Source organism: Marinobacter excellens LAMA 842 (assembly GCF_001574445.1).
GTDB lineage: Bacteria > Pseudomonadota > Gammaproteobacteria > Pseudomonadales > Oleiphilaceae > Marinobacter > Marinobacter shengliensis.
Genome location: NZ_LOCO01000001.1, coordinates 1 through 24,461, shown reverse-complemented (window position 1 = coordinate 24,461; position 24,461 = coordinate 1). Strand labels below are relative to the sequence as shown.

Below are 24,461 nucleotides of genomic sequence, written 5' to 3'. Positions count from 1 at the left end.
GCTACTGGCTGGCGATGGAGCGGGTCAGCATATCCATGGTGTGGCGAATCAGGGCATCGGCGGGAAAGCTGCCGGCTTGGGTGGCTTCTGATTGGCACAGCATGATCACGCCGTGCAGGGCGCCCCGCAGGTACAGGGCCGTTTGTGCCGGTGAGCTGATGCGCTCCCGGCTCATGGTGCCGTCTTCCAGGCCGGTGTGAATAGCGGCCGTCATCAACTGCATCAGTTCGTTCTTGGAGCAGAGCATTTCCCGGGTCTGCTCTTCGTCGGCATCGGCGATGGCGGTAGACGCCTTGGTGAGCGCCGAGAAATAATCCGGTTCTTCCAGGTAAAAGCGATAGTAAGCCTCCCCCATGGCGCGGATCTGCGCCAGACCTGTCTCGGCTGAACCAAGCGCGTTTTCGAAACGCGTCACCAGGCTTTGGCCGGCCCGCAGCATGATCCCGCGCTGAATGGCCGCTTTGTCCTTGAAATAGACGTACAGCAGTGCCCGGCTCAGACTTGCCGTGCGTGCAATGTCGTCCATGGAGGTGCGCTCATAACCCTTCTCGGAGAACACCAGCTCGGCGGCATTCAGAATGGCGTCGTACCTTGCCTGTTTTTCCCGTTCCCGTCGTGACTTCAGGGGTTCGTTCATGGTGTTCCCGGCTTCCTGTGCGATGGCTGCATGATACCTGAAAGTGAATGGAAACCGATTATTGACAATTTGTCAAAGAATGACATGATGTCGGAAAACAAACGGCGGTTTCCGAAGGAATGGAGGCCAACAATCAATCTTTTCAGGGAAAGGGGCTGAATATCATGTCTCTCATCAAGCGCGGTGCGCCATTCTCCTTTGCCAGCCTGGCGCTGGTGGTTCTGGTTCTCTCTGGTTGCCGTGGTGGCACTGCCGATGCCCCCTCGGAGGCTGCGGTGTCTGTACGCGTGGCGGAGGTGACCGGCGGACAGGTGGAAGAAATCCCCTTACGGTTCTCCGGCATTGTCCGGGCTGCCCAGCGGGCCACCCTCACGTTCCAGCTCAGCGGCACCCTCCGGGAGCGCCCGGTAGAGCTGGGGCAGAATGTGAAGCCGGGGGATGTGCTGGCACGCCTCTACAATCCCGCCCTGGAACCGGCCCGTGATTCTGCCGCTGCACGGTTGGAAGAGCTGAAAACCCAGTTTGATCAGGCCCAGCGGGAATGGGAGCGTTCCAGCCGGCTGCACCAGCGTGGTGTGGTGTCGGAACAGAACCTGGAACAGATCGCCGCCCGTCGGGATTCCCTGAGAGCCAGTATGGCCACAGCGGAAGCCTCACTGGCGGAAGCCACCCGCTTGCTGGAAGAAAGCGTATTGAAAGCGCCGTTTGCCGGTCAGGTGGAAGCCTTGCTGGTGGAGCGTGATGAATTTGTATCTGCCGGCCAGCCGGTGATTCGATTGTCGTCGCCGCTGGGGCGGGAAGTGGAGGTGCGTGTGCCTGCCCATCTGCTCAGCCACGTACGCGTGGGGCAGGAGTTGCCGGTCTGGTCCGTGCAGGATCGCAACCGGGACGCGGAAACCGGCACCGTGATTGAGATTGCCCAGGGTAGTTCCATTCGCGGTGAGCTGCACCCGGTTTTGGTGAGCCTGCCGCCCCAGTCCCTGGGTTCCGGCGAACCGGTCGAGGTGGGTATCACACCGGTGCGGGCCTCTGCCATGACCGTGCCTTTGCTGGCAGTGGTGAGAAACGACTCGGGCACCAGCGTATTCCGGGTGGATGAGGCCACTGCGCGGCAGGTGCCGGTTAAAATCGACCGGGTGATTGGTGAGCGGGTGATGGTGCACCCGGGCGAATTGCAGGCGGGTGACCAGGTAGTTTACGCCGGCACCACCCGGCTGGTAGACGGTGACCGGGTGGAGATCCGCTGATGGCCCGCCAACTGCTGAACTATCAACGCCTGCTGGGCATGGTGGTGACCATGCTGTGCCTGCTGGGCATCGCGGCATACAGCACCATGCCCCGGCAGGAAGACCCCTCGTTTCCCTATCGTGCCGGCATGATTACCGTCAGTTATCCCGGTGCCAGTGCCGAGGCGGTTGAGCGCCTGGTATTGCGGCCACTGACCGATGAACTGCGTCAGGTGGAGGAACTGGATTTCAGCTTCGGTACCGCCCGCACCGGCGTGGCGCTTTCCCGCCTCAAACTCCGGGACCATATCTACGATACCGACCCCGCCTGGGACCGTGTGCGACAGGCCATGGAGCGGGCCCGGCAGGACTTTCCGGACGATGTTGGCCAGATGACCCTGGATGATCGGCTGATTGATATTCCCGCCGTGGTGATTGCCGTGGGTGGCTCGCCCTCGGTAACCGAACTTTCGAAAGTGGCCGAACGCCTGAAACAGAACCTGTCGGATATTCCCGGCATTTCCCGCATTGAGCTTGAGGGGGATGCCGACGAACAGATCACCCTGGCCCTGGACGACGCCGCACTGTTCCGCCTGGGCATTTCTCCGAAACGGGTGCTGGACACCCTGGCCCAGCGCAACCAGACCATTCCCGGCGGCTTTGTGGTGGTGGACGGCAAGCGACTGTCTGTGTTGCCCAACACCGAATTCGCTGACATAGATGATATTCGCGCAACCCCTATCGAACTGCCGGACGGCTCCCAGGTGCCTCTGGCCGCCGCTGCCGAAGTGTGGCGAGGCCCGGCGGAACCCCGGCAACCGGAAACCTGGTTTGATGGTGAGCGAGTGGTGCTGCTGTCCATCATCATGGAAGAGGGCAGTACCGACGCTATTCGATTTGGCGAGCGTATCCGCGAGCGGGTAGAGCAGGTTCGGGGCGATTTCGAACCCTATGAAATCCGGGAGATGTTCTTCCAGCCAGACAAGGTTGCCGAACGCCTGGTGAACCTGGCCTGGAGCCTGGTGTTGTCGGTTTTGATTATCGTTGCCGTGGTGTTCACCGGTATGGGCATTCGCATGGGCCTGCTGGTGGCCTCGATACTGCCGATGGTGGCGCTGATCAGCGTGGGCCTGTACGACCTGGGCGGCGGAGTGCTGCACCAGATTGCGGTGATCGGCATGGTGATTTCCCTGGGTATCCTGATCGACAATGCGATTGTCATTGTTGAGAACATTCAGGGTCATCTGGACGAGGGCATGCGTCGCCTTGATGCCCTGAAACAAGCGGTTGGCGAGCTGGCCGGCCCGCTCGGTGCGTCCACTGGTACCACACTGGCAGCCTTTGCACCCCTGCTGATGGCCAAGGGCGGTGCGGCGGATTTCACCCGGGGTGTGCCGGTGATGATCATGCTCACCCTGTCGGTCAGTTACCTTCTGGCCATTTCAGCGGTGCCCCTGCTGGCGGCCCGTTTCCTCAAACCCCGCAGAAACGTGCAGGGTGATCGCCTGATCGGGTTGGCGCGCTTTCTGGGCGGGCTGGTGTTCCGGTATCCCGGGCGCCTGATCATCCTCGGCGCAGGGCTGGTCACCATCAGTCTTTCCATGACTCCGTTCATGGCGCAACAGTTCTTCCCCAATGCGGACCGGCCCCGGGTGATCGTGGAGCTGTACATGCCGGAGGGCACCGACCAGGCCCGCACGGCGGAAATTGCCGAGCGCCTGGAACGGGCTATTCGCACCCAGCCGGAAGCACTGGAGGTGCACCGGTTTGTTGGCTTCACCGGCCCAGCGTTCTATTACAACCTCCAACGATCGCCCCAGTCGCCCAACCGGGCCAGGCTGGTTATCCGCACACCCACCCTGGCCGACACCACCGATTTGATCCACTGGGTCAGGAATGAAGTAGCGGTGTCCATGCCAGAGGTGGATATCTCTGCGGGCATCCTCGGCCAGGGGCCGCCCCGGACCGCACCGGTGGAAGTCCGGGTTTACCATGCAGACGACGCCACCCGCACCCGGGCGACGGAGCAGGTGTTCTCCGCGCTGAGGCGTATTGAAGGTACCGTGGACGTGCGTAACGACCTGGATATCGGTGTGCCCAGCATTGCCATCAACGTGGACGACGCCACTGCCGCCCGTTATGGCCTGAGCAGGGCGGATGTCGCCCAGAGCCTCTACGGCCAGAGCTTCGGTGCGGTGGCTGAGCGTTATCGCCAGGAAGATGACCCGATTCCCATGATCCTGCGTTCCCGCGAGGGTACCTCCCTGTCGCTGTCCCGGCTGTTGTCCGTCAACACCTACAACGACCGGGGCGATGCCGTACCGTTATCCGCTGTCGCCACCGTGGAAACCACCTGGGAGCCGGCTGCCAGATACCTGCGCAACGGCGTTCGGGTGAACACCGTGAGTGCCAACCTGGAAGACGGCTACAGCTTCAGCCAGGCCCTGGATGGCTTGAATGCGGCTCTTGAGAATCAGCCGTTGCCCGCCGGCACGCGGCTGGAAATGGGGGGCGATGCCGAAGGCTCCAACGACGCCAACACAGCACTGTTGAAAGCCGCGCCCATCGGCATGTTGTTGCTGTTGTTCTTCCTGCTGCTGCAGTTCAACTCATTCCGGCGGGTGGGGGTGATTCTGCTGACCGTGCCGCTGGCGACGGTGGGAATATTCCCCGGGCTTGTATTATCCGGCTCGCCGTTCGGGTTTCAGTCGCTGCTGGGAGTGATTGCGCTGGTGGGAATTGTGGTGAACAACGCCATCGTGCTGCTTGATGTGATGGACCGGGAACTGGAGCGGGGCAGGGCCATCCGCGATGCCGTTCGTACCGCCGTTGAACGCCGAACCCGGCCGATCCTGTTAACCACGGCCACCACGGTTGCCGGATTGCTGCCCCTGGCATTCTCCAGCTCCACCCTGTGGCCGCCCATGGCCTGGGCCATTATCTCTGGCCTGCTGGCCTCAACGGTACTGACCCTGCTGGTGATCCCGTCTGTGTGCACCAAACTGATCAAACTGCCAGTGGCCGAACCGGAAAACGCCCCGGCCTGAGCCTGACCGGGGCCGGGTAACGAACTACCTGGCCCCAAAACTTCCCTTAGCCCGAATCATCAAACCCACCCGCTGGCCAACCGGCACCGCCCGGTTCGGGAACACAATGGCCTCCGGCGCCGTGCCCACCTGATAACGGGTTTCGTCGTCTTCCCAGATCACCGTGCCCGGCTGGTATTCGGTAAAATTCGCCACATCATCCGGCACATGAAACCGGAACGCCGGCCCGGTATTCAGAATCTCGTGCACCACCTCAAACACCGTCAGATGATCAAACGGCGCCTGAACCGCAGGCGCCGGCTGGCCACAAAACCGCCGCCGAAGCGCCCGCTCAATGCCCCGGAACCGTCGTAAATCATTCTTGCCAAACGGCTCCACCTTGCCCAGCTCAACCGTAAAACTCTCCGCCTCCAGCAGCGTTGCTGTGAACGACGAAAACACCGTCGACTCCCGGTGCTGCAGCAACAGCGTCTCCACCTCCGCCTCCAGCAGAAACTCACACTGTGCCGCCGGTACCGACCGACCCTCCAAAAACGGATACAACGCAAACCGCTCCCGCTTCGACGGCCGGATCGCCGTGTGCAAATCATAGTGACTCAACGCCAGCCCCTGATGCGCCATCGCAAACTGCCGACACATCTCCTCCAGAAACCGCGCCCGCGCTGCCTCCGGCAGGCCCTTATATTCCGGCTTACTGTGAGCCCCGTTAAACAGCCGGTTCATGTTCACATCCACAAACCGCTCCCCGGCCAACATCGCCACCGGATTCCCCAACATCAGCAACGCCGGACAAGCCAGTTGCCACTGCCCGGCAAACAACTCCGACACCAACCCGTTCAACACCTCAATCGGCGCCGTCTCATTACCGTGCACCCCGGCCGAGATAATCAACGCCTCCTTGTTCGGATTCTCCCGCCCCGCTGGCGGTGTCAGCCACAACACACCATTGGCCTTACGGGAAACCTGCGTGCCGTCTGGGAGTTGGTGTTTGGTTTCGGGTAAATCGGAAGACGCGCTGGCCAGCGTATGGGCCAGCCAGTCGGGGTGGAAGTCAAAGAGTGAGTTTGAAACGTTCATAGATTCCCCTTAGAAAAGAGCTTCGCGAAAGCCCTCTCAGAGTTCGGGGACAGATGGCAGGATCTGCTTTCCGGGAATCTTGAAGGCCAGGGACGGCCTGAAAGAAGCGCACATGGATGTGCTCGTAGCGTTTCCCGGAAAGCAGATCCTGCCAGCTGGCCTGGCACCAAAACCGAAAGCCAGTCCCGCCGGCTGGCCGTGCACCAAAAGCAACAACTCAGGAGTTTATAGGCCTCTGATGCCGCAAAAGATGGTTTTCCAGTTTGCGGAAAACGAACACCAGCATAAACGTCAAAGCCATGTAGCAAAGCGCCACAAAAATAAACGCCTCAAAAGGAGCATAAAACCGCGAATAAATGTTCCGCGCCGCCCCCGTCAAATCCACAATCGTCACCACACTGGCAATCGCACTCGCATGAAGCATAAAAATCACCTCATTCGAGTAAGCCTGCACCGCCCGCCGCGCCGCATTGGGCAGAATAATCCGCCGCATCCGCAACAGCCAGTTCATGCCATAGGCCTTGGCCGCCTCAATCTCGCCATTGGGCGTCGCCACAATCGCTCCCCGGATAATCTCCGTGGTATAGGCCGCCGTATTCAGCGTAAAGGCCAACAGGGCAGGGTAGAAAGGCTCCCGGAAAATCGTCCACCAGAAGGTCTCGTGAATGCCCGGAATCTGCGCCACGCCGTAATAGATAATGTATAGCTGAATCAGCAGCGGCGTGCCCCGGAACAAATAGGTGTACAGCCAGATTGGACCAGACACAAACGGATTGCGCACCGTACGCAGAATCGCCAGGGGAACTGCAACCACCAGGCCAATCACCAGCGACAGAAACACCAGCTGCACGGTGGTCACCATGCCATCCCAGTATTCCATCATGGTCATGGCATTGAAGATATCGTTCGTGTTCAACCATTCGGCAATGAAATCAGGCATCCTCAATTCCCCCGAACCACGCCGACATTGGCCCGCTTGTCGAGCCACTTGATGAACAACTCAGAGCCCGCCGTCAGTGCCAGATAAACCGCCGCCACCGGGATAAAGAAGTGGAACGGCATACGCTCAGCCTTGGCGGCTTCTTCCGCCACCCGCACCATATCGGTCAGGCCGATGATCGACACCAGAGCAGTGGTCTTCAGCAGCACCTGCCAGTTATTGCCGATACCAGGCAGGGCATGGCGCAGCATCTGCGGAATCATCACCCGGCGGAAGGTGTGCCAGCGGGAAAAGCCGTAGGCCTTGGCGGCCTCGATCTGGCCGGTATCCACCGCAAGAAAAGCGCCCCGGAAGGTTTCCGTCATATAGGCACCAAAGATCAGCCCGATGGTCACCACGCCAGAGATGAACGGATCGAACTGGAAGAAAAAGTCGATTTGCCGGGTTTCCCATAAATAATCGGATAGCGCGTTCACCGCCACCTGGCCGCCATAGTAGAACAACAGCATCATCACCAGATCGGGCACGCCGCGAATCAGGGTGGTGTAAGCGGTTGCCACGCCGGTCAGTACCCGGTTGCCAGAGAGTTTGGCCGAGGCGCCAAGCAACCCCAGGGTGACTGCGAGAGCGAGCGAGAGGAAGGCCAGCTCAATGGTGACCATCGCCCCCTCTGCGAGGGCCGGGCCGTAGCCTTTCAGATCAAGCATGGGAAGTTCCGGAAAGCGGGGAGCAGCCAACAGGCTGCTCCCGGGGTCTTTTTAAATCTTGATGTCGTAGCTGAAGTACTTCTCCATGATGGCATCATAAGTACCATCTTCTTTCAGCTTCCTGAGCGCGGCGTTGATGTCTTCGGCCAGTTGGGTATCGCGCTTGCGCATGGCAACGCCCACACCGTCACCGAGTTTTACTGACTCGCCGACTTCCTTGTAACCTTCGCGGTTAAGGATGGTTTGCTCGCCCACCGGGTAGTCCACAAAGACGGCGTCCAGACGCTGGCCTTCCAGGTCCAGAACCATGTCTTCAGCGGTGGTGTAACGCTTGATGGAAACCACGCCGCCCATGTTTTCGGTTACGTAGGTGTCCATGGTGGTGCCACGCTGTACACCGATGTTCTTGCCCTTCATGGCGTCCATGTCGGTTACGTCGGTGTTGAACGATTCAGGGCCGAACCAGCCGCCTGGAGTGATGTAGTACGGCTCGGAGAACAGTACACGCTCGGCGCGCTCAGGGGTGATTGACATGGATGACATGATCAGGTCGAACTTACGGGCCAGCAGGCCCGGGATCATGCCGTCCCACGCCTGGATGACGAACTCACAGTTGGCGTTCAGTTCTTCACACATGGCGGTAGCCAGTTCCACTTCGAAACCGGTCAGCTCGCCGTTCTCGTCGCGGTATTCGAACGGCTCGTAGGGGATATCGAATGCGATGCGCAGGTTCCGGTCCTGAGCCTGAGCGGTGCCGGCGATCATGGCCAGGGCACAGCTTGCTGCAACAATCAGTTTTTTCATGTGTCACTTCTCCAGTAAGTTGCCGTTATGGCTTTATTCTTTATGGAAGTTTCTATTCCGTTTCCGGTTTCAAGATAGCACCGGAGTTCAGAACTTGGGAGCAAGAAATTGCTTCATGCGTTCGGATTCCGGGTGGTCAAAGACCTTGTCCGGTGAACCCTGCTCCTCAATCACGCCCTGATGCAAGAACAGGACCTGAGTGGACACATCCCTTGCAAACGCCATCTCGTGGGTGACCACAATCATGGTGCGGCCTTCCTCGGCCAGACTCTGCATAACCTTCAAAACCTCACCCACCAACTCCGGATCGAGAGCAGACGTGGGCTCATCAAACAGCATGACCTCCGGCTCCATAGCCAGGGCGCGGGCGATGGCTGCACGCTGCTGCTGGCCGCCAGACATCTGGGCCGGGTAGTAATCCTTGCGTTCGTAGATGCCCACCTTATTAAGGTAGGCCTCAGCCCGCTCAATGGCCTCTTTTTTCGGGATTTTGAGGACGTTGATCGGCGCTTCAATGATGTTTTCCAGCACCGTCATGTGGGACCACAGGTTGAAGCTTTGGAAAACCATGGACAGCCGCGCGCGGATCAGCTCCACCTGGCGATTGTCTGCCGGAATTCGCTCGCCCTTGCGGTTGTTTTTGAACCGGATTGGGTCACCGTGCACGATAATGTCGCCGGATGTCGGGGTTTCGAGCAGGTTGATGCAACGCAGAAAGGTACTCTTGCCGGAGCCGGAACTGCCGATCAGCGAGACCACGTCGCCTTTGCGGGTTTCCAGAGAAATGCCCTTGAGGACTTCGAGTTTGTCAAAGGTCTTGTGGATGTCCCTGCAAATCAGAGGCGCTGATTCCGCCATGGGGTGACTCCTGGGGCTGTCATACAAAGGCGCATGTTTTACGGACTGTTGCCGTGGAAATCAATACCGCTTTGTTGGATTTTGGTGAAAATCGAAGCACTTGCCTGTTGGTCATTCTGGCCTAATCAATGATCAATGCAAACAATTTTACACCTCACGGTGAGCCTGAATCGTTCAGCAGATCGGCGAGATCTTCCGGGGCGGGGATGCGCAGCAATTCATCCCCTTCTTTCTCCATTTCCTTCATGGTTTGCCGCACGAAGCGAACGTGGGCGGTGGCCACTTTGCGTGCCTGGTCAGGTTTGCCGGCCATAATGGCTTCGTAAAGTTGGCGATGCTGCCCCATGATTTTCCGGCGCATGTCTTCTTTCGGGTTCAGGTTGGACACCGAGGCCTGAACGGTCAGCAGCATCATGTTTTTCAAGCCGCTCAGGATGTGCACCAGGATCGGGTTGTGGGAGGCCTCCACAATGGCATGGTGAAAGCCGTGGTCCGGTCGGGCGTTGCTCAGCGGGTCTGTGCTTTCCAGCGCGCGGAACGCCCGGGTAAGCCGGTGCCGGTCCAGATTGGTGGCCCGCTGTGCCGCCAGAAAAGCGGCCTGGCCTTCCAGTTGCTCCCGCACTTCCAGCAGGTCATAGAGGGTGCGGGTATGGCCCTGATAGAGGTACATCAACGGGCTGTTCGCGCCCTGTGCGCCGGACTCCGGCACGATGCTGGCAACAAACGAGCCCTTTCCGTGGCGGGTTTCAATGACGCCCCGGGCCTGCAGCTCATGCAGAGCCTCGCGCACCACCGATCGGGATACCCCAAGTTTGGTTGAGAGCTGCCGTTCCGACGGGATCTTCTGCCCTGGCGCCAGGCCGCCTTCCAGAATCAGGTGCTCAAGCTTGTAGGAAATTTCTTTGGATATGCCCATGATCTTATTGCTGGTCTGACCAGTTTCGGGTTGTACGGATCCGTTTTTGCTGAGGCTGCCTGTACCGCCAAACTTCATGAATGGCGGGAGGTTACGAATTATTCCATGTTTCGGGATTTAACAAACTGGTAGGACCAGTTGCTAAAACGATAGACGATCTCTGCGCTGATGGCGAGTATTCTGAGGTTTGTAGATTCTGAAATTGTACGTCAGCGAGGTTGAAGCCATGTTAACCATCCATCGCCTGGATCTAGAAGATGCCCGGCTCCTGATCAAAGGCGCCAGCGAAAAGGCCCGCGACATCGGTGTTCCCATGTGTATAGCGGTGGTGGACGAATCCGGCAACCTGGTGGCGTTTGAACGCATGGACGGTGGCAAAACCACCAGTGTCATTATCGCCCAGGACAAAGCCTTTACGGCCGCCGCCGCCCGCAAAGCCACCCACGAATACAACGCGGCCAACGTGCCGGGCAATCTGGCTTTCGGTATTCATACCGAAGTGGGTGGCCGTTTAAGCACGGTGGGCGGGGGCTTGCCAGTGCTGGTGAATGGAGAGGTGGTTGGCGGGATTGGTTTGAGTTCAGGCACCCCGCAACAGGACATGGATTGTGCCCAGGCGGGTATCGACTACTTTGAACAACAGCGCCAATAACAATCAGAGAACGTTATGACAACCACATCACATGCCACCAAATCGGGGTTAACTAAAACGGAATTGGCTGAACAGTTCCGGGCCTTTATCGACCCGGAGTTTGTCATTACCGATGACGAAACCCTCAAACCCTATGAGTGCGATGGCCTGGCCATGTACCGGGAAATGCCCATGCTGGTGGTGCTGCCAGAGACCGTACAGCAGGTGCAGCGGGTCATGCGAATCTGCCACGAACAGGGCGTGCCCGTGGTGGCCCGCGGCGCCGGTACAGGTTTGTGCGCAGGAGCCATGCCCCACAAAGAGGGCGTGGTGCTGTCTCTGGCCAAGTTTAACCGTATTCTGGAAGTTGACCCGCTGGCCCGGACGGCCCGGCTGCAACCGGGCGTGCGGAACCTGGCCATCAGCGAAGAGGCCGCCCAGTTCGGCCTGTATTACGGGCCGGACCCGTCATCCCAGATCGCCTGCACCATTGGCGGTAATGTGGCGGAGAACTCTGGCGGCGTGCACTGCCTGAAGTACGGGCTGACCGTCCATAACCTGCTGAGTGTCGAAATCGTCACGGCCGAAGGTGACCGGGTAACAGTGGGCAGCGACGGGCTCGATAGCTGTGGTATGGACTTGCTGGCACTGCTGACCGGCTCCGAAGGGCTTCTGGGTGTGGTCACGGAGGTGAAGGTCAAACTGTTACCCAAGCCGGAAGTGGCGCAGGTGATCATGGCCGGTTTCGACAGTGTTGAGAAAGCTGGCGATGCGGTCGGTGGTGTCATCGCCCATGGCATCATTCCCGGTGGTCTGGAAATGATGGATGGCCACGCCATTATTGCTGCTGATGATTTTTGCCAGGCGGGCTACCCGAGAGACGCCAAGGCCTTGCTGCTGTGCGAGGTGGATGGCACCGAAGAAGAAGTGCACGAACACATTGCCGAGGCAGAAGCGGTGTTCCGGAAACTGGGCGCTACCTCCATCCGCACGTCCTCCAGCGAGGCGGAGCGTGCGCTGTTGTGGAAAGGCCGTAAATCGGCGTTTCCGGCGGTTGGTCGAATCTCGCCTGACTATTACTGTATGGACGGCACCATTCCGCGCCGACACCTGGCCAAGGTGCTTCTGGAAATGGAGAGCATGTCCGAGCGGTTTGGCCTGCGGGTGGCCAATGTGTTCCACGCCGGCGACGGCAACTTGCACCCGTTGATTCTGTTTGATGCCAATGTGCCCGGTGAGTTCGAGAGTGCCGAGGCTTTCGGCAGCGCCATCCTGTCTCTGTGTGTGGAAGTGGGCGGCTGCATAACCGGCGAACATGGCGTGGGTGTGGAGAAAATCCGCCAGATGGCCGTGCAGTTCAACGACGAAGAATTGCAGCAGTTCCACGATGTAAAGGCCGCCTTCGACCCCACCGGCATCCTGAATCCCGGCAAGGGCGTGCCGACGCTGCGGTTCTGTCAGGAATATCGCTCTATCGAACATAAGCAACACAACCACGAACAGGCGGGTGCCAGCCATGGCTGATCAGATTCAACAACTGCAGGAGCAGGTGCTTCAGGCCCGGCAGAACGGAAACAAGCTGAATATTGTTGGCGGTGGCAGCAAGGCGTTCATGGGCCGTGAGCCAAGCGCAAACGCCGACACCCTGAGCCTGGCCGGCCACACAGGCATTGTGGAGTATCACCCGGTTGAGCTGGTGCTGACGGTGCGGGCCGGCACACCCCTTAAAGATATTGAAGAAGCGCTGGCGGCAGAAGGCCAATGTCTGCACTTTGAACCGCCTCGTTTCACTGAGTCATCCACCATTGGCGGCACGCTGGCCTGTAACCTGTCTGGCCCCGCCCGCCCCTGGACAGGATCGGTGAGGGATCAGGTGCTGGGCATTCGGCTGCTGAACGGCAAGGGTGAACACCTCCGTTTTGGTGGCCAGGTGATGAAGAACGTGGCCGGTTATGATGTGTCCCGGTTGCAGGCTGGCGCAATGGGCACCCTGGGCTTAATCACCGAGATCAGCCTGAAAGTGATGCCGAAACCGGCGGCGTCCGTCACCCTGGTTCAGGATATGGCCATGGATGAGGTGATCGACTACATGAACCGCCGGGCCGGCGAGCCTAAGCCCATCACCGGCGCCTGCTGGGTGGATGGCAAGGTGTATCTGCGTTTGTCTGGCGCACGTTCGGCTGTTGAGGCCACCGCCGACAAATGGTCTGGCGATGTATTGGACGACGGTGACCGCTTCTGGCAGCAGATCCGGGATATGCAGCATGGGTTCTTCTCCGATGCCGAGGCACCCCTCTGGCGTTTTTCAGTGGGATCAACTGCGCCCGCCGCTGATCTGCCCGGCCCCTGGCTGATGGACTGGGTGGGTGGCCAGCGCTGGTATCGGGGTGACGCCTCGCTTGCCGACATGGAAAAGCTGGCGCGGTCAGCGGGTGGCCAGGTCAGCCTGTTCCGCGGCGGCGACCGCCAGGGTGAGGTGATGCAATCGCCACCAGAAGCGCTGAAAACCATCCAGCGCCGCGTAAAAAACTCGTTTGACCCCGACGGCCTGTTTAATCCCGGCCGCCTTTATAGTTGGTTGTAATCGTGCAAACGAATCTGGTTCAGCAATTTGCCAATACATCCGAAGGCCAGGAGGCGGAAGAAATCCTCCGGGCCTGTGTGCACTGCGGTTTTTGCACCGCAACCTGCCCCACCTATCAGGAACTGAACGACGAGCGAGACGGCCCCCGTGGCCGGATCTATCTGATGAAGATGTTTCTGGAAGGCGGGGAAGTGACAGAGAAGACCCGGGAGCACCTGGACCGCTGCCTGACTTGCCGCAGCTGCGAGACGACGTGCCCCTCAGGTGTCCAGTATGGTCGTCTGGTGGATATCAGCCGTGGCTTGCTGGAAGAGGAGCTGCCCCGCAAGCCGAAAGAAAAATGGCTGCGCTGGGCGCTCACCCGGGTGTTACCCCATCGCCGGTTGTTCGGCTTGCTGCTGAGGGCCGGGCAGGCATTCCGGCCGATGCTGCCGGAAAAGCTCCGCACCAAGGTGCCGCCGCGCCGGCAGGCCAGCCCCTGGCCAGCTTCAAGCCACAACCGCATTGTGCTGGGGCTTGCCGGATGCGTGCAGCCCTCGGCGGCCCCCAACACCAATGCGGCGACAGCCCGGGTACTGGATAAACTCGGCATTACCCTGGTGGAAGCGCCCCAGGCTGGCTGTTGTGGCGCGGTGAATTACCACCTGTCTGAGCACGAGCGCGGCCTGGAGCAGATGCGCCGAAACATCGATGCCTGGTGGCCGGCCATCGAGGCGGGGGCGGAAGCCATCGTGATGACAGCGTCCGGCTGCGGAGCCATGGTACAGGATTACGGCCATCTGCTCAGGGACGACCCGGTCTACGCCAACAAGGCCCGGAAAGTGAGCGAACTGTGCACCGATCTGGGCGCCTTTATGCTGAAGGAGGATCTGGAGCCCCTGAAAGCCAGTGCCCAGGCGGGAAAAGTGGCCTTCCATTGCCCGTGTACCCTGCAGCACGCCATGAAGCAGAACGGCGTGGTGGAGCAGGTGCTGACCCGTGCCGGCATTGACCTGGCCGCCACGAAAGACAAGCACCTGTGCTGTGGTTCGGCGGGAACCTATTCGATCACCCAGCCGGAGATGAGCCAGAAACTGCTGAGTAACAAGCTGGAAGCGTTGACCATTGATGATCCAGTACGAATTGTAACCGCCAATATCGGTTGCCAGCTGCATCTGGAGTCCCGCTCAGACGTGCCCGTTCACCATTGGATCGAGCTGCTGGACCGGTGACACGGTTCCTGCAAAACCGTTCGTCATCGGTTATAGTCTGACCCGGTGTCAGGTTTCTGCCTGGCACCGGCACACTCGAGCACCAACAACTTCACAGGATGTGAACCCATGCCAAGGATCAAGGCCCTGCCGTTTTGCCTATGTCTTTTCCTCTCGCTGCCGGCTCAGGCGGAAATCTATCGCTGGACCGATGCCAACGGCTCCATTCACTTTTCCGACACGCCGCCGATGCTGGACGAGCACCATCGGGTGCAGGTGCGGCCGACCACCACCATGCCGATGGCAGAGAATATCCGGCAGTCTGACCGGGTAACCCGTAACCGCAAAGAGCTGGACCGGCTACTCTCGCCTAACAGCAAGCATCGTTACGCCAAATCTCAGCAGGCGGAGGAAGCCCGTACCCGGCAGTGCGAGCAGTACCGCAAGCAACTGGACCGTTTGCAGGCGAGACTTCGCGCCGGTTACGGCAACGATCGGGGCAACAGTCTGCGGCAGCGGCGCCGGGAACTGAGCCAGACCTACAGCCGTGAGTGTGTACTGAAATAGTTAGCTTTCGGAAAGCGCTGATTGCCGGGCGATCATAATTATTGTTAGCTATCTACCTTGTCTCTGGAGGTAGATCTTGTCGCATTTTCAGCTTGCACTTCTGCTTGGTATGACCGTCGCACTTGGGCCCCTGGCCCTGGATGCCTACCTGCCCGCATTTCCGGCCATTGCCCGGGAGTTTGCCATTCCCCATGCCGATGTGGGCCTAACGCTGAGCGCCTATGTGGCAACTCTGGGCATGGCCCAACTGGTGGGCGGGCCGTTATCTGACCGTTATGGCCGCCGCAACATCCTGTTTATCGGGCTGGCGGTGTTTGCTCTGGCCAGCCTGATGATAGCGCTGGCGGATAACCTGTCCGGCATGATTGCCTGGCGGGTGGTCCAGGGTGTTGGCGGCGCATTCTGTGCGGTGTCGGTGCCCGCTATTGTGAGGGACCAGGTGGGTGGCCAGGAAGCAGCCAGACTGTTCGGGTTGATCGGGCTGATCATGTTTATCGCCCCGGCGGCGGCTCCGTCTCTTGGCGCCCTCATGCTGGCGCTGGGTGACTGGCACTGGATCTACGTATTTCTGGCGGCCTACGCGTTCTTCCTGGCCGTGGTCCTGCAACTGGCTTTGTTTCCCCGGCTCAAACCCCGGCCCCGGACAACCACGCCGGTCAAAACACTGGTGACCAACTATGTGCTGGTGCTCAAGCATCACACAACCATGCGTTTTGTCGGCATCCAGGTGATGTGTTTCAGCAGCATGATGCTGTTTATCACCCATTCTTCGTTTATCTATCAGGAGTGGTTTGGGCTGTCGAACAGCACGTTTTCCATTCTGTTTGCCGCCAATATCGGAGTGATGGCGGTGCTCAACCTGATTAACCGGCCGCTACTGCGCACCATTTCTTCCGTGGTGCTGTTAAGGGTGCAGGTCATCATCCAGTTCGTGATGCTAGTGGGTCTGGTATCAGTGGTGTTGCTGGATGGGCCCTTGTGGGCGGTAGCCGGATTTATTATCGCGGCGGTAGGTTGCCAGGGTGGGATTGTGCCGAACAATATGGCCAACGCCCTTGAATTTTTCCCCACATGGGGGGTACGGCCGCGGCCATGCTGGGGGCGTCCCAGTTCACTCTGGCCGGTGCGATCAGTGCCTTGTCATCGGCCTTTGGTGGCGAGGCTTTGCTGCCTATTACCCTGAGTATGCTGGCCTGTTCGGTAGGTGCGGTTTTGTTGTCATTAGGAGCGCCGGCAGCCGTAGCCCGGGAGAAGGTCGCAGAACAAGCGGCCTGAGCATTAAAGTATTGGAAAGTGGCTTTTAGCTGTTGGCTCCGAAAAGGGTTGCTTGCAAAGCGTGCCTTAAAATAATGACAATGTTTCTCATTGTTATTTTGGCAGTAGATTGGGGCAATTGGTCTCGCAATGTGGAACAGAAAAATGTATGACCTCTCAGAGCTGGAAGCATTTGTCTCAGTGGTGCGAACCGGCAGCCTGACGGCCAGTACCAAAGACCTGGGGTTGCCGAAATCGACGCTCAGCCGGAAAATTCGCCAACTTGAACAGGCCGTCGGGCAGCCACTGTTGCTGAGGCAGTCCCGGCGTATTGTGCCTAACGAAGCGGGGCGCGTGTTTTACCGTTACAGCGTTGAGATTCTTGAGTTGGTTTCCCAGGGCCGGGAGGCGCTGGATGAATTGAAGGAGGATGTCAGCGGTACACTGGAGCTAAGGTGCCATGAAGCCTTCGTGCGTGGTTGGTTTTCCGGTGTGGTGCGATCGTTTCTAGAACAGCATGGCGATGTGCGGGTGGCTATTGGCACCCAGCAGGAGGTTCCCGGTGAGTTGGAAGATGGTGTGTGTTTATGGCTCGGAGAGGTTGGAGAAACCACTCTGAGACAGGAGCGTTTGGGGAGCCTTAGCCAGGGTATCTATGGCAGCCCGGACTATTTCGAGCGATATGGTGTGCCAGCGTCTCCCGGCGAACTTGATCGCCACCAGTGGGTTGACCTGCTGGGCGGGCCGGGGCCGGGTCTGGTTTTGCGTCATCCCAAGCTGGGAACCTACCCGCTCGCCATGCCTGTACGGACGTTTACCGTTGATCAGTCGTGTGTTCAGGGCGATGCCATAGCGGCTGGCCGGGGCCTGGGCTTGATTCCTCACTGGTTGGCCGAGCGCCGGCTGGAAGCTCACCCTGGGCAATTCGGATTGTGCCTGCCTGAGTGGCGAGGGCCGGTGCTGCCAGTCACCCTGCTGTATCCTCACGGCCATTTGCCCAGAAGGGTGAGGGCGTTCATGGCTCACCTGCGAGCAAACGTGCCGGATGAATGGATCGGGGAGCTGGAATTCACCCATAATGTACCGCTATGAAACTTATCCTGAGCCGCAAAGGCTTTGACAGTTCTGCCGGTGGTTGCCCGAACCCCGTGTTTCCGGACGGACGTGCTCTGGCACTTCCGATACCGGATGATCAGTCGCCTATCCGGTATAGCCAGATTCAGCACGATGGCCAAAGCATTGGCCCCCTGGTATCCCAGCTAACCGGCCGCTCTGGCTTCTCTCGAACAGGCGCCCACCTGGACCCGGATCTGATCGAGGATGCCTATCCCCGGCTGCCAGGCTGGCGCCCGTTGCTTGGTCAGCACGGCTCGGCCCAGGCTCATCTGGCCAACCACGGTGTGGGGCCCGGCGATCTGTTTCTGTTCTTTGCTTTGTTCCGGCCGGTGGAGCGGTATCGCCGGCGCTGGCGCTTTGTGCCGCAAAGCCGGCCTTTTCACGCCATTTGGGGCTGGTTGCAGGTGGGGCAAGTCTGGCCAGTTTACGAGGCGGCGCCCGTGCCGGAATGGGCGGCCTACCACCCGCATCTGCACGGCACACAATCCGCTCACAACTGCCTGTATGTCAGTGGTGACAGACTGCAGATTCCAGGTCTGAATGGGGACTTGCCCGCCGCCGGGGTGGTGACTGTTCCATCGGATCAGCATCGATTGACGGCGGCGGGAGCGGCAAACGTGACTGACTGGCGGTTGCCAGCGGCTTTTATGCCAGGAGCCGATAGCGTGCCGCTGAGCTATCACCAAAAACCCGAGCGCTGGCGCCCGGATGGCTCCCCGGAATACTGTCGCCTGAAAAGTGCGGCAAGGGGGCAGGAATTTGTGTTGGATCTGGCGCAGTATCCGGGAGTCAGTAAATGGTTGCTGACCCCCGGGTTGTTGTCTTAAAAGGCGGTGGTTAACAGATAGGCCGTGTAACCAATAAAGACGGCCAGCAATCCGGCGCCTTCCAGCCGGTTGATACGCCCGGGGCCTCGAAAACCGTAACCAAGTACAAACAGGGCAAGGGTTAGACCTACCATCACGGGAATGTCACGCATCAATACCTCGTCCGCCACGGCCATGGGTGCAATGGTACCGGCAATGCCCACCACCGCCAGAGTGTTGAACAGGTTGGAGCCCAGAATATTACCCAGTGCCAGGTCGTGCTCTCCTTTGCGGGCCGCAATGATCGAGGACGCCAACTCCGGCAGTGACGTGCCGACTGCAACAATGGTCAGACCTATGACCAGATCACTGACGCCGAAACGGGTGGCCAGGTCGATGGCTCCCCAGACCAGGATGCGGGAGCTGATTATCAGCAGGACAAGCCCTGCCAACAGCCAGAATACGGCCTTACGAATGGGCATGGCATGGGCGGTGAGTTCGGCGTCCACCTCGTTGGCGAACGGGTCATCGGTCTTCCTCATGCCAGACCAGATACTCCAGCCAAGCAGGAGGGCAAAGAGCACCAGCAAGCCGGCGGCATCGAGCCGACTCAGCTCGCCATCAAACAGAAGCCAGGCGGCCGCCAGGGTGACCAGTGCCAGAATCGGCAATTCCTTGCGCATGACCTGAGAGTGCACGGCGATAGGCGCAAGCACTGCAGTAATCCCCAGAATCAGGGCGATGTTGGTGATGTTGGAGCCATAAGCGTTACCCAACGCCAGACCCGGATTACCCTGGCTTGCAGCCAGCGCTGAAACCACCATTTCCGGTGCAGACGTGCCAAAGCCAATCACGACCATGCCGATCAGCAATGGCGGCATGCCAAAATGGCCGGCTGTTGCAGCCGAGCCCTCCACAAAACGATCCGCGCTCCAGACCAGAAGGGCGAGACCGGCAAGAATGGCGAGAGAAGCAATCAGCACGTTAGTGGCTCCCTGGTTAATGTCGGAGTATTTGACGGCAATCGCGGCGGCCGCACAATTACACAGAACTACCTATGAGCAAAAGGTCTTTCCAGGACGCCTGGCGCTGTCAGGGCCGCTGCGACGAGAAATGTGAGCCACACCGTGAGTGTCATTGCTTACGCTCTTGGAATTTGGGGACGTGATATAATAGTCAAGATTGAATGCAGGCCAACAAAGGAGAAACCGAGATGGCCAGAAAAAAGGCGAAAGCCACACAGCACAGCGCTGTGCAACGGGAACTGAGAACACCAAAGTACCAGATGCGGGTGGTTGAAGACAAAACCAAATACAAGCGCAACCGGGACAAGGCCGTGCGGATGGAGGGCTTCCGCAAAGCCGCGTGAGCGTGGTTTTACGAAAGCTCTTCTTACCCGCGACACACCCGGTCCAGCGATTACTCTGTCATAAAAGCTTCATAGAAGCCTCGCGGGTGGCTGTTATCCTGTAGTGTTTGTTAACACCAGACACGGCAGGAGCCTCCGTCATGAGAATAATTGCCTTCTATAGCCCCAAAGGTGGCGTGGGTAAAACTGCCGCTGCCGTCAACATGGCCTACCTTGCCAGCCGCGAGAATATCAGCACCCTGCTTTGGGATCTGGACCCGCAAGGAGCTGCCAGCTTCTACCTGGCCGGCGCCGAGATGGTCAAGGGCCGCAAGCTGTCCAAACTGCTGGAAGGCAAATCCCCCATCGCCCGCTTCATCCACGAAAACGTCTACCCCAACCTGGATTTCATTCCCGCCCACAGCAGCTTTCGTAACTTCGATATCAAGCTGGAGCAGGAAGAAGGGCACAACGCCCTGAAGGATCTGCTGGCACCGCTTTCAGAGGATACCAGTCTGGTTATCCTGGACTGCCCGCCAACGCTTTCCCGGCTGACCGAACAGGTACTGGAGGTGGCGGACAAGGTCTACGTGCCTTTGGTGCCAACCTGGCTTTCACTAAACAGCTGGAACCAGTTACGGGAGTTTGTGAAAGACAAGAAGCTGGGGAACAAGAAGCTGCGGCCGTTTTTTTCGATGGTGGACCGGCGCAAGAATTTGCACAGGGAGATACTGGCCCAAGGGAGTGAGTTGTTCGGGCACCAAGTTCCAGCGGCGGTGCCCTATGCCAGTGCGGTTGAACGCATGGGAGAGGAAGGACAGCCGCTTGAACTGCTGGCGCCAAATAGCCCGGCCGCCGTCGAGTTTCGTAAGCTGTGGGTGAGCATCCGCAAGGATCTTTGGGCTCGCTGACTCAGAAAATGTTAAAGTCGCCGGTCATTACCTGACCTTCCGGAGGCCCGATGACAGCCCTGAACACCCTGCAAATCGATACCGGCGACAACCCCCAAATCACCATTATCTGGCTACATGGCCTGGGCGCCAGCGGCCATGATTTCGAACCCGTTGTTCCGGAGTTTCGTTTCTCCCGGGAGCAGCCCGTTCGCTTTATCTTTCCGCACGCACCGGAGCTGCCAGTAACCATCAACGGCGGCATGGTTATGCCCGCCTGGTACGACATTCTGGCCATGGATGTGGACCGTAAGGTGGATACTACGCAACTGCGCGCTTCTGCCGGGATGGTGGCTGAGCTTATCCAGCAGGAACGGGAGCGGGGCATCACCAGCGAGAACATCATTCTGGGTGGTTTTTCCCAGGGTGGCGCGGTGGCCTATGAGCTGGCGTTGAGTTACCCGGAGCGGCTGGGCGGCCTGTTTGCCTTGTCTACCTACTTTGCCACAGCGGACTCCATCAAGCTCAGCGACGCCAATCGCAAGCTTCCGGTGTTTATTGCCCATGGCCGGTTTGACCCGATTGTGGCGGAGCATCTGGGGCAGGCGGCGCAGCGAAAGCTTCAGGATCTCGGGTATGAGCCGGAGTATTACTGCTATGGTATGGAACATAGCCTTTGCCTGGAGGAGGTGAGGGATTTGGACAGGTTTCTGTCCCGGCGTATCAGCAAAACTGAACAATGACTGAAGAAGGAAATCCGGTATGCCTCTCAAGCTACAAACCATCATCTGCAGCACCCGCCCTGGCCGTGTTGGCCCATCCATCGCCGAATGGTTTAACGGTTTTGCGAACGAGCAGGGCAGTTTTTCCAGCGAACTGGTTGACCTGGCGGAGTTTAACCTGCCGGTTTATGACGAACCTAACCACCCCCGCCAGCAGAAGTACCAGCACGACCACACCAAGGCCTGGTCTGAGAGCGTCGCCAAGGCGGACGCCTACGTGTTCGTGATTCCCGAATACAACTTCTGCCCGCCACCCTCCTTCATGAACGCGATCAACTATGTGTACAACGAGTGGAATTACAAGCCCTGTGCCTTTGTCAGTTATGGAGGTGTTTCCGGCGGCCTGCGTTCCGCGCAGATGGCCAAACAACTGGTTACGACGGTGAAGATGATGCCCATGGTTGAGAGCGTGATGGTGCAGATGCCCTGGGAACTGCTGGATGATAATCGCAGATTCCAGCCGGCAGACCACCACACCAGTTCGGGGGGCAGTATGCTGGCCGAGCTGGCCAAGTGGGCGGATGCGCTCAAAGCCATGCGCCAGTGAGTGGGCCAAGTGCCGACCCCGGAACCTGATCCGGTTAATACCGGCGGAGGAAGTGCGACTTGTTCTATCTAACGGTTGCCGTGCTCAGCGCGGCACTCCTTGGTTTTGCGGTTCTTGGTCTACGCGCAAGACGGGCGGACGGTCTGCTGGATGACTATGTCACCGCTCGAAACTCTCAGAGTGCACAGGCCATCGGGCTATCGTTCCTGGCTTCGGGCATGGGGGCGTGGATTCTTTTTGCACCACCGGAAATTGGTGCATTTGTGGGGCCTGTGGCGCTGGCGGGTTATGCGGTCGGCTCCGCGTTGCCGTTTCTGGTGCTGGGATTCTATGGCCCTGCCATCCGTAAGCGGCTACCGGCAGGCCGGAGTATCGGCGAGTTTGCCGAGGCTTGTTACGGCGCCGGTGTCAGGCGCTGGGTGTCGATGGTTTCGGTAGCCTACATGGCCTGTTTCCTGGCGGCGGAACTCACCGCTATCGGCGCCATTGCCGCGCTGCTTTCCGATGTGCCGCCCGCGTTGGTGGTTCTCGGCGTGGCGCTGGTCACACTGATCTATACTTCTGTCGGTGGTTTGAGGGCAAGCCTCGCCACTGACCGTTGGCAGGCCTGGTTGTTGTTGGCCCTGTTGCTGCTGGTGGGTGGTGTGGCCTGGTACTGGCTGCCCTCCATGCCAACAGAGGCAGTCATGCCTTCCGTGCCGGTTGGCAGTGCGCTGTCTGTGGCGCTCACTCTGGTGATTGCGGTGACTGCCGCCAACCTGTTTCATCAGGGCTATTGGCAGCGAGTGTGGGCAGCTGAAACGGACCGTGCCTTAGGGCGCGGCGCGGTGTTGGGCGGCGTCAGCACCTTCCTGGTGGTGATGGCCATTGGTGGCCTGGGGATGCTGGCGGCCATGTATGCACTGCCGCTGGGCGAGCCTCCCATTCCGTTCTTCGCGTTGCTCTCCGCCGCGCCCGCCTGGCTTGCTTTGCCGGCACTGGTTCTGGCGGTGACGCTCGTGGCCTCCAGTGTCGATACTTTGCAGAACGCCATTGCATCCATGGCGGTGGCCAGTTCGGGAAGGCGCGGCCTGTCAGTACGTGCTGCCCGCTGGGCGACGGTGATACTGATGGTTCCGGTGGTGTGGGTGGCCCTTCAGGGCTTCTCAGTGCTGCGGCTGTTCCTGATCGCAGACTTGCTCTGTGCGGCGATTGTGGTGCCGGTCCTGCTGGGATTGTGGCGCCGTATGTCACCGCTGGCTGCGGTGGCCGGTGGCCTGGCCGGGTTGCTCGGTGCCGTGCTTCCCGGCTGGGTGAGCCAGGGTAGCTTCACCGCAGGTGCGCTGGCGGCGAGCTTTCCAGACAGCATTCCAACGCTGGCACCGTTCCTTGGCGCCTTGCTGGCATCCAGCCTGGTCAGTTTGCTGATTGCCTGGTTGTATCCGGGTGCCCGGGCTCAGGAGGCTGCCGGGCGGCCTTAAACGGTCTCGCTCGCGGCCTCTTCTGCCAGCAGGCGATAGTCCGGGGTCAGTTGCCGGCGTAGCCAGCGGTCCGGTACCTGTTTGCGCAAGTGCCACCGCCCAAGGCGCTCGGCAAAACGGGTCAGCGGCGAGTTCCAGATAACCGCTAGCGCCATGGACTCATGGGCCAGATAGAGTGCCTTGCGGACGGCGGTCTGACTCACGGGCGCTTTGCGGAACAGCGTCTTGTTCCAGTCCGGTGTGGTGAAGTCCGGCCGTGGCATAATCCACGGCGGAGTGCGCTGGAAAACCGTCAGCTTGCCGGCGCATTTGGCCAGCTCCGGTACGATCTGTATGGCGCTGGCACCCGTGCCGATCACCGCGATGCGTTTGCCCTTGAGGTCGTAATCATGATCCCAGGCGGCGCTGTGTATCTTCTTGCCCTCAAACTCGTCCAGGCCGGCAAAGCCGGCGCCGATAATCAATGCGTCGGCGGGCGGCTGCTGTTGAGCAAGCGGTTGGTTGTTCTTCATCAGGCAATCTCGTAAACGGTGGTCAGGCGGTCGGGTGATAGGTGATGACAGGCTCCACTGAGTGTTTTTGATCTTTTCCAGCATGTTATCGAGATCAATCTTTGCCATGTCAGTCTCCTGGCTTGTGGGGAGTGTTAAGGCCTGTCATCAGACGAACTTGGACGTCATCCGGCGATTAATAAGCCCAGTAATCGCCGCATAGGAATTCGGCAGCAGACGTTTGATTCGCCAGATCATGCGGGCATCGACCTGTGGCATAACGTAAAGCTGTTTGTTATCCAGGCCATCCAGCGCCATGCGAGCAACCTTGTCGGCGGACTTCGCTGGCGGTTTGTTCCGCGGCGTCCAGATTGATGTCAGTGCACACCACAAGGCTCCCGCGACGGGCGAGTTCCAATGCCAGCGCTTTGCCGCTGCCGGAGCCAGTGATGACTGCACGGGCATTTTTAGTCAGAGAGTTTTTGGGTAAGCGGATTAAATGGTTGATCTTACCTTTGCATGAGAGTGAGACAGACCGGCATCTCATCGGATTATCTGGTTGATGCTTCACCTACTGCTGGTG

25 protein-coding genes are annotated in these 24,461 nt (G+C 59.3%); 15 read left to right on the top strand and 10 right to left on the bottom strand.

The genetic code is table 11. The annotated features are described in order from the left end of the window. Position 1 precedes the first annotated feature (1 nt). Positions 2–637: a TetR/AcrR family transcriptional regulator gene (locus tag J122_RS00120; protein WP_058090451.1), complete on the bottom strand. Its 636-nt coding sequence runs from the start codon at positions 635–637 to the stop codon at positions 2–4. Between the two features lie 164 nt (positions 638–801). Between J122_RS00120 and J122_RS00115 the strand changes: the two genes are divergently transcribed. Continuing rightward, positions 802–1,884, top strand: coding sequence for an efflux RND transporter periplasmic adaptor subunit (locus J122_RS00115; RefSeq protein WP_061330933.1), 1,083 nt, complete (start codon positions 802–804; stop codon positions 1,882–1,884). Continuing rightward, positions 1,884–4,910 carry an efflux RND transporter permease subunit gene (locus tag J122_RS00110; protein WP_061330599.1) on the top strand — a complete coding sequence of 1,009 codons (3,027 nt, stop codon included), beginning with the start codon at positions 1,884–1,886 and terminating at the stop codon, positions 4,908–4,910. Before J122_RS00115 ends, J122_RS00110 begins: the two co-directional genes overlap by 1 nt. Positions 4,911–4,934: 24 nt before the next feature. Here J122_RS00110 and J122_RS00105 read toward each other — a convergent pair whose 3' ends face one another. The 6 genes from J122_RS00105 to J122_RS00080 all read right to left on the bottom strand — a co-directional run bounded on the left by J122_RS00105 (position 4,935) and on the right by J122_RS00080 (position 10,212). Then, positions 4,935–5,987, bottom strand: coding sequence for a succinylglutamate desuccinylase (locus tag J122_RS00105; protein ID WP_061330598.1), 1,053 nt, complete (start codon positions 5,985–5,987; stop codon positions 4,935–4,937). 217 nt (positions 5,988–6,204) lie between these two features. After that, on the bottom strand, positions 6,205–6,927 hold the full coding sequence (locus J122_RS00100; protein ID WP_061330597.1) for an ABC transporter permease: 723 nt from the start codon (positions 6,925–6,927) through the stop codon (positions 6,205–6,207). 2 nt (positions 6,928–6,929) lie between these two features. Further along, a complete protein-coding gene (locus J122_RS00095; RefSeq protein WP_061330596.1) occupies positions 6,930–7,634 on the bottom strand; it encodes an ABC transporter permease in 705 nt (234 codons plus the stop codon). Positions 7,635–7,685: 51 nt separating this feature from the next. After that, positions 7,686–8,438: a transporter substrate-binding domain-containing protein gene (locus J122_RS00090; RefSeq protein WP_061330595.1), complete on the bottom strand. Its 753-nt coding sequence runs from the start codon at positions 8,436–8,438 to the stop codon at positions 7,686–7,688. Between the two features lie 87 nt (positions 8,439–8,525). Beyond that, the gene (locus tag J122_RS00085; RefSeq protein WP_061330594.1) at positions 8,526–9,296 is read right to left on the bottom strand and encodes an ABC transporter ATP-binding protein; all 771 of its coding nucleotides are present in this window, start codon (positions 9,294–9,296) and stop codon (positions 8,526–8,528) included. Positions 9,297–9,450: 154 nt separating this feature from the next. Next, on the bottom strand, positions 9,451–10,212 hold the full coding sequence (locus J122_RS00080; RefSeq protein WP_061330932.1) for an FCD domain-containing protein: 762 nt from the start codon (positions 10,210–10,212) through the stop codon (positions 9,451–9,453). Between the two features lie 226 nt (positions 10,213–10,438). On the opposite strand from J122_RS00080, the gene J122_RS00075 reads away from it, so the two are divergent. The 8 genes from J122_RS00075 (at position 10,439) to J122_RS00040 (ending at position 18,381) form a co-directional block, all read left to right on the top strand. Then, positions 10,439–10,864: a GlcG/HbpS family heme-binding protein gene (locus J122_RS00075; RefSeq protein WP_058090460.1), complete on the top strand. Its 426-nt coding sequence runs from the start codon at positions 10,439–10,441 to the stop codon at positions 10,862–10,864. Positions 10,865–10,879: 15 nt separating this feature from the next. Continuing rightward, positions 10,880–12,367, top strand: a complete 1,488-nt coding sequence (locus J122_RS00070) for an FAD-linked oxidase C-terminal domain-containing protein (protein WP_061330593.1) — start codon at positions 10,880–10,882, stop codon at positions 12,365–12,367. After that, positions 12,360–13,427, top strand: a complete 1,068-nt coding sequence (glcE, locus tag J122_RS00065; RefSeq protein ID WP_061330592.1) for a glycolate oxidase subunit GlcE — start codon at positions 12,360–12,362, stop codon at positions 13,425–13,427. The genes J122_RS00070 and glcE overlap by 8 nt, the downstream gene beginning before the upstream one ends. A 2-nt stretch (positions 13,428–13,429) precedes the next feature. Then, on the top strand, positions 13,430–14,638 hold the full coding sequence (gene glcF, locus J122_RS00060) for a glycolate oxidase subunit GlcF (protein WP_061330591.1): 1,209 nt from the start codon (positions 13,430–13,432) through the stop codon (positions 14,636–14,638). A 108-nt stretch (positions 14,639–14,746) separates the two neighbouring features. After that, on the top strand, positions 14,747–15,184 hold the full coding sequence (locus J122_RS00055) for a DUF4124 domain-containing protein (RefSeq protein ID WP_061330590.1): 438 nt from the start codon (positions 14,747–14,749) through the stop codon (positions 15,182–15,184). A gap of 76 nt (positions 15,185–15,260) precedes the next feature. Next, positions 15,261–16,367, top strand: coding sequence for a multidrug effflux MFS transporter (locus J122_RS00050; protein ID WP_227510031.1), 1,107 nt, complete (start codon positions 15,261–15,263; stop codon positions 16,365–16,367). A gap of 236 nt (positions 16,368–16,603) precedes the next feature. Beyond that, a complete protein-coding gene (locus tag J122_RS00045) occupies positions 16,604–17,530 on the top strand; it encodes a LysR family transcriptional regulator (RefSeq protein ID WP_061330589.1) in 927 nt (308 codons plus the stop codon). Continuing rightward, the gene (locus J122_RS00040) at positions 17,527–18,381 is read left to right on the top strand and encodes a hypothetical protein (protein WP_061330588.1); all 855 of its coding nucleotides are present in this window, start codon (positions 17,527–17,529) and stop codon (positions 18,379–18,381) included. The genes J122_RS00045 and J122_RS00040 overlap by 4 nt, the downstream gene beginning before the upstream one ends. On the opposite strand, the gene J122_RS00035 is transcribed toward J122_RS00040, so the two are convergent. Then, positions 18,378–19,343, bottom strand: coding sequence for a calcium/sodium antiporter (locus tag J122_RS00035; RefSeq protein ID WP_058090467.1), 966 nt, complete (start codon positions 19,341–19,343; stop codon positions 18,378–18,380). The genes J122_RS00040 and J122_RS00035 overlap by 4 nt on opposite strands. Positions 19,344–19,573: 230 nt before the next feature. On the opposite strand from J122_RS00035, the gene J122_RS22595 reads away from it, so the two are divergent. The 5 genes from J122_RS22595 to J122_RS00010 all read left to right on the top strand — a co-directional run bounded on the left by J122_RS22595 (position 19,574) and on the right by J122_RS00010 (position 23,387). Next, positions 19,574–19,729 carry a hypothetical protein gene (locus J122_RS22595; protein WP_197463797.1) on the top strand — a complete coding sequence of 52 codons (156 nt, stop codon included), beginning with the start codon at positions 19,574–19,576 and terminating at the stop codon, positions 19,727–19,729. A 140-nt stretch (positions 19,730–19,869) separates the two neighbouring features. Then, a complete protein-coding gene (locus J122_RS00025; protein ID WP_058090469.1) occupies positions 19,870–20,619 on the top strand; it encodes a ParA family protein in 750 nt (249 codons plus the stop codon). Positions 20,620–20,669: 50 nt separating this feature from the next. After that, the gene (locus tag J122_RS00020) at positions 20,670–21,341 is read left to right on the top strand and encodes an alpha/beta hydrolase (RefSeq protein ID WP_061330587.1); all 672 of its coding nucleotides are present in this window, start codon (positions 20,670–20,672) and stop codon (positions 21,339–21,341) included. Between the two features lie 19 nt (positions 21,342–21,360). Beyond that, a complete protein-coding gene (locus J122_RS00015; protein WP_058090471.1) occupies positions 21,361–21,927 on the top strand; it encodes an NADPH-dependent FMN reductase in 567 nt (188 codons plus the stop codon). Positions 21,928–21,986: 59 nt separating this feature from the next. Then, positions 21,987–23,387: a hypothetical protein gene (locus J122_RS00010; RefSeq protein ID WP_061330586.1), complete on the top strand. Its 1,401-nt coding sequence runs from the start codon at positions 21,987–21,989 to the stop codon at positions 23,385–23,387. On the opposite strand, the gene J122_RS00005 is transcribed toward J122_RS00010, so the two are convergent. Both J122_RS00005 and J122_RS21430 read right to left on the bottom strand, forming a co-directional pair. Continuing rightward, complete coding sequence (locus J122_RS00005; RefSeq protein WP_061330585.1) at positions 23,384–24,007, bottom strand: NAD(P)/FAD-dependent oxidoreductase; 624 nt, start codon at positions 24,005–24,007, stop codon at positions 23,384–23,386. The two genes, J122_RS00010 and J122_RS00005, sit on opposite strands and share 4 nt — an antisense overlap. A gap of 39 nt (positions 24,008–24,046) precedes the next feature. Next, positions 24,047–24,196 (bottom strand): hypothetical protein, encoded by a 150-nt coding sequence (locus J122_RS21430; RefSeq protein WP_178338744.1) that lies wholly within the window; start codon positions 24,194–24,196, stop codon positions 24,047–24,049. Between the last annotated feature and the right edge of the window lie 265 nt (positions 24,197–24,461).

Bases quoted from the DNA above. Each gene is read 5' to 3' on its own strand.
- J122_RS00120 (WP_058090451.1), bottom strand. From the start codon at position 637: ATGAACGAACCCCTGAAGTCACGACGGGAACGGGAAAAACAGGCAAGG.
- J122_RS00115 (WP_061330933.1), top strand. From the start codon at position 802: ATGTCTCTCATCAAGCGCGGTGCGCCATTCTCCTTTGCCAGCCTGGCG.
- J122_RS00110 (WP_061330599.1), top strand. From the start codon at position 1,884: ATGGCCCGCCAACTGCTGAACTATCAACGCCTGCTGGGCATGGTGGTG.
- J122_RS00105 (WP_061330598.1), bottom strand. From the start codon at position 5,987: ATGAACGTTTCAAACTCACTCTTTGACTTCCACCCCGACTGGCTGGCC.
- J122_RS00100 (WP_061330597.1), bottom strand. From the start codon at position 6,927: ATGCCTGATTTCATTGCCGAATGGTTGAACACGAACGATATCTTCAAT.
- J122_RS00095 (WP_061330596.1), bottom strand. From the start codon at position 7,634: ATGCTTGATCTGAAAGGCTACGGCCCGGCCCTCGCAGAGGGGGCGATG.
- J122_RS00090 (WP_061330595.1), bottom strand. From the start codon at position 8,438: ATGAAAAAACTGATTGTTGCAGCAAGCTGTGCCCTGGCCATGATCGCC.
- J122_RS00085 (WP_061330594.1), bottom strand. From the start codon at position 9,296: ATGGCGGAATCAGCGCCTCTGATTTGCAGGGACATCCACAAGACCTTT.
- J122_RS00080 (WP_061330932.1), bottom strand. From the start codon at position 10,212: ATGGGCATATCCAAAGAAATTTCCTACAAGCTTGAGCACCTGATTCTG.
- J122_RS00075 (WP_058090460.1), top strand. From the start codon at position 10,439: ATGTTAACCATCCATCGCCTGGATCTAGAAGATGCCCGGCTCCTGATC.
- J122_RS00070 (WP_061330593.1), top strand. From the start codon at position 10,880: ATGACAACCACATCACATGCCACCAAATCGGGGTTAACTAAAACGGAA.
- glcE (WP_061330592.1), top strand. From the start codon at position 12,360: ATGGCTGATCAGATTCAACAACTGCAGGAGCAGGTGCTTCAGGCCCGG.
- J122_RS00055 (WP_061330590.1), top strand. From the start codon at position 14,747: ATGCCAAGGATCAAGGCCCTGCCGTTTTGCCTATGTCTTTTCCTCTCG.
- J122_RS00045 (WP_061330589.1), top strand. From the start codon at position 16,604: ATGTATGACCTCTCAGAGCTGGAAGCATTTGTCTCAGTGGTGCGAACC.
- J122_RS00040 (WP_061330588.1), top strand. From the start codon at position 17,527: ATGAAACTTATCCTGAGCCGCAAAGGCTTTGACAGTTCTGCCGGTGGT.
- J122_RS22595 (WP_197463797.1), top strand. From the start codon at position 19,574: ATGGCCAGAAAAAAGGCGAAAGCCACACAGCACAGCGCTGTGCAACGG.
- J122_RS00025 (WP_058090469.1), top strand. From the start codon at position 19,870: ATGAGAATAATTGCCTTCTATAGCCCCAAAGGTGGCGTGGGTAAAACT.
- J122_RS00020 (WP_061330587.1), top strand. From the start codon at position 20,670: ATGACAGCCCTGAACACCCTGCAAATCGATACCGGCGACAACCCCCAA.
- J122_RS00015 (WP_058090471.1), top strand. From the start codon at position 21,361: ATGCCTCTCAAGCTACAAACCATCATCTGCAGCACCCGCCCTGGCCGT.
- J122_RS00005 (WP_061330585.1), bottom strand. From the start codon at position 24,007: ATGGCAAAGATTGATCTCGATAACATGCTGGAAAAGATCAAAAACACT.
- J122_RS21430 (WP_178338744.1), bottom strand. From the start codon at position 24,196: ATGGCGCTGGATGGCCTGGATAACAAACAGCTTTACGTTATGCCACAG.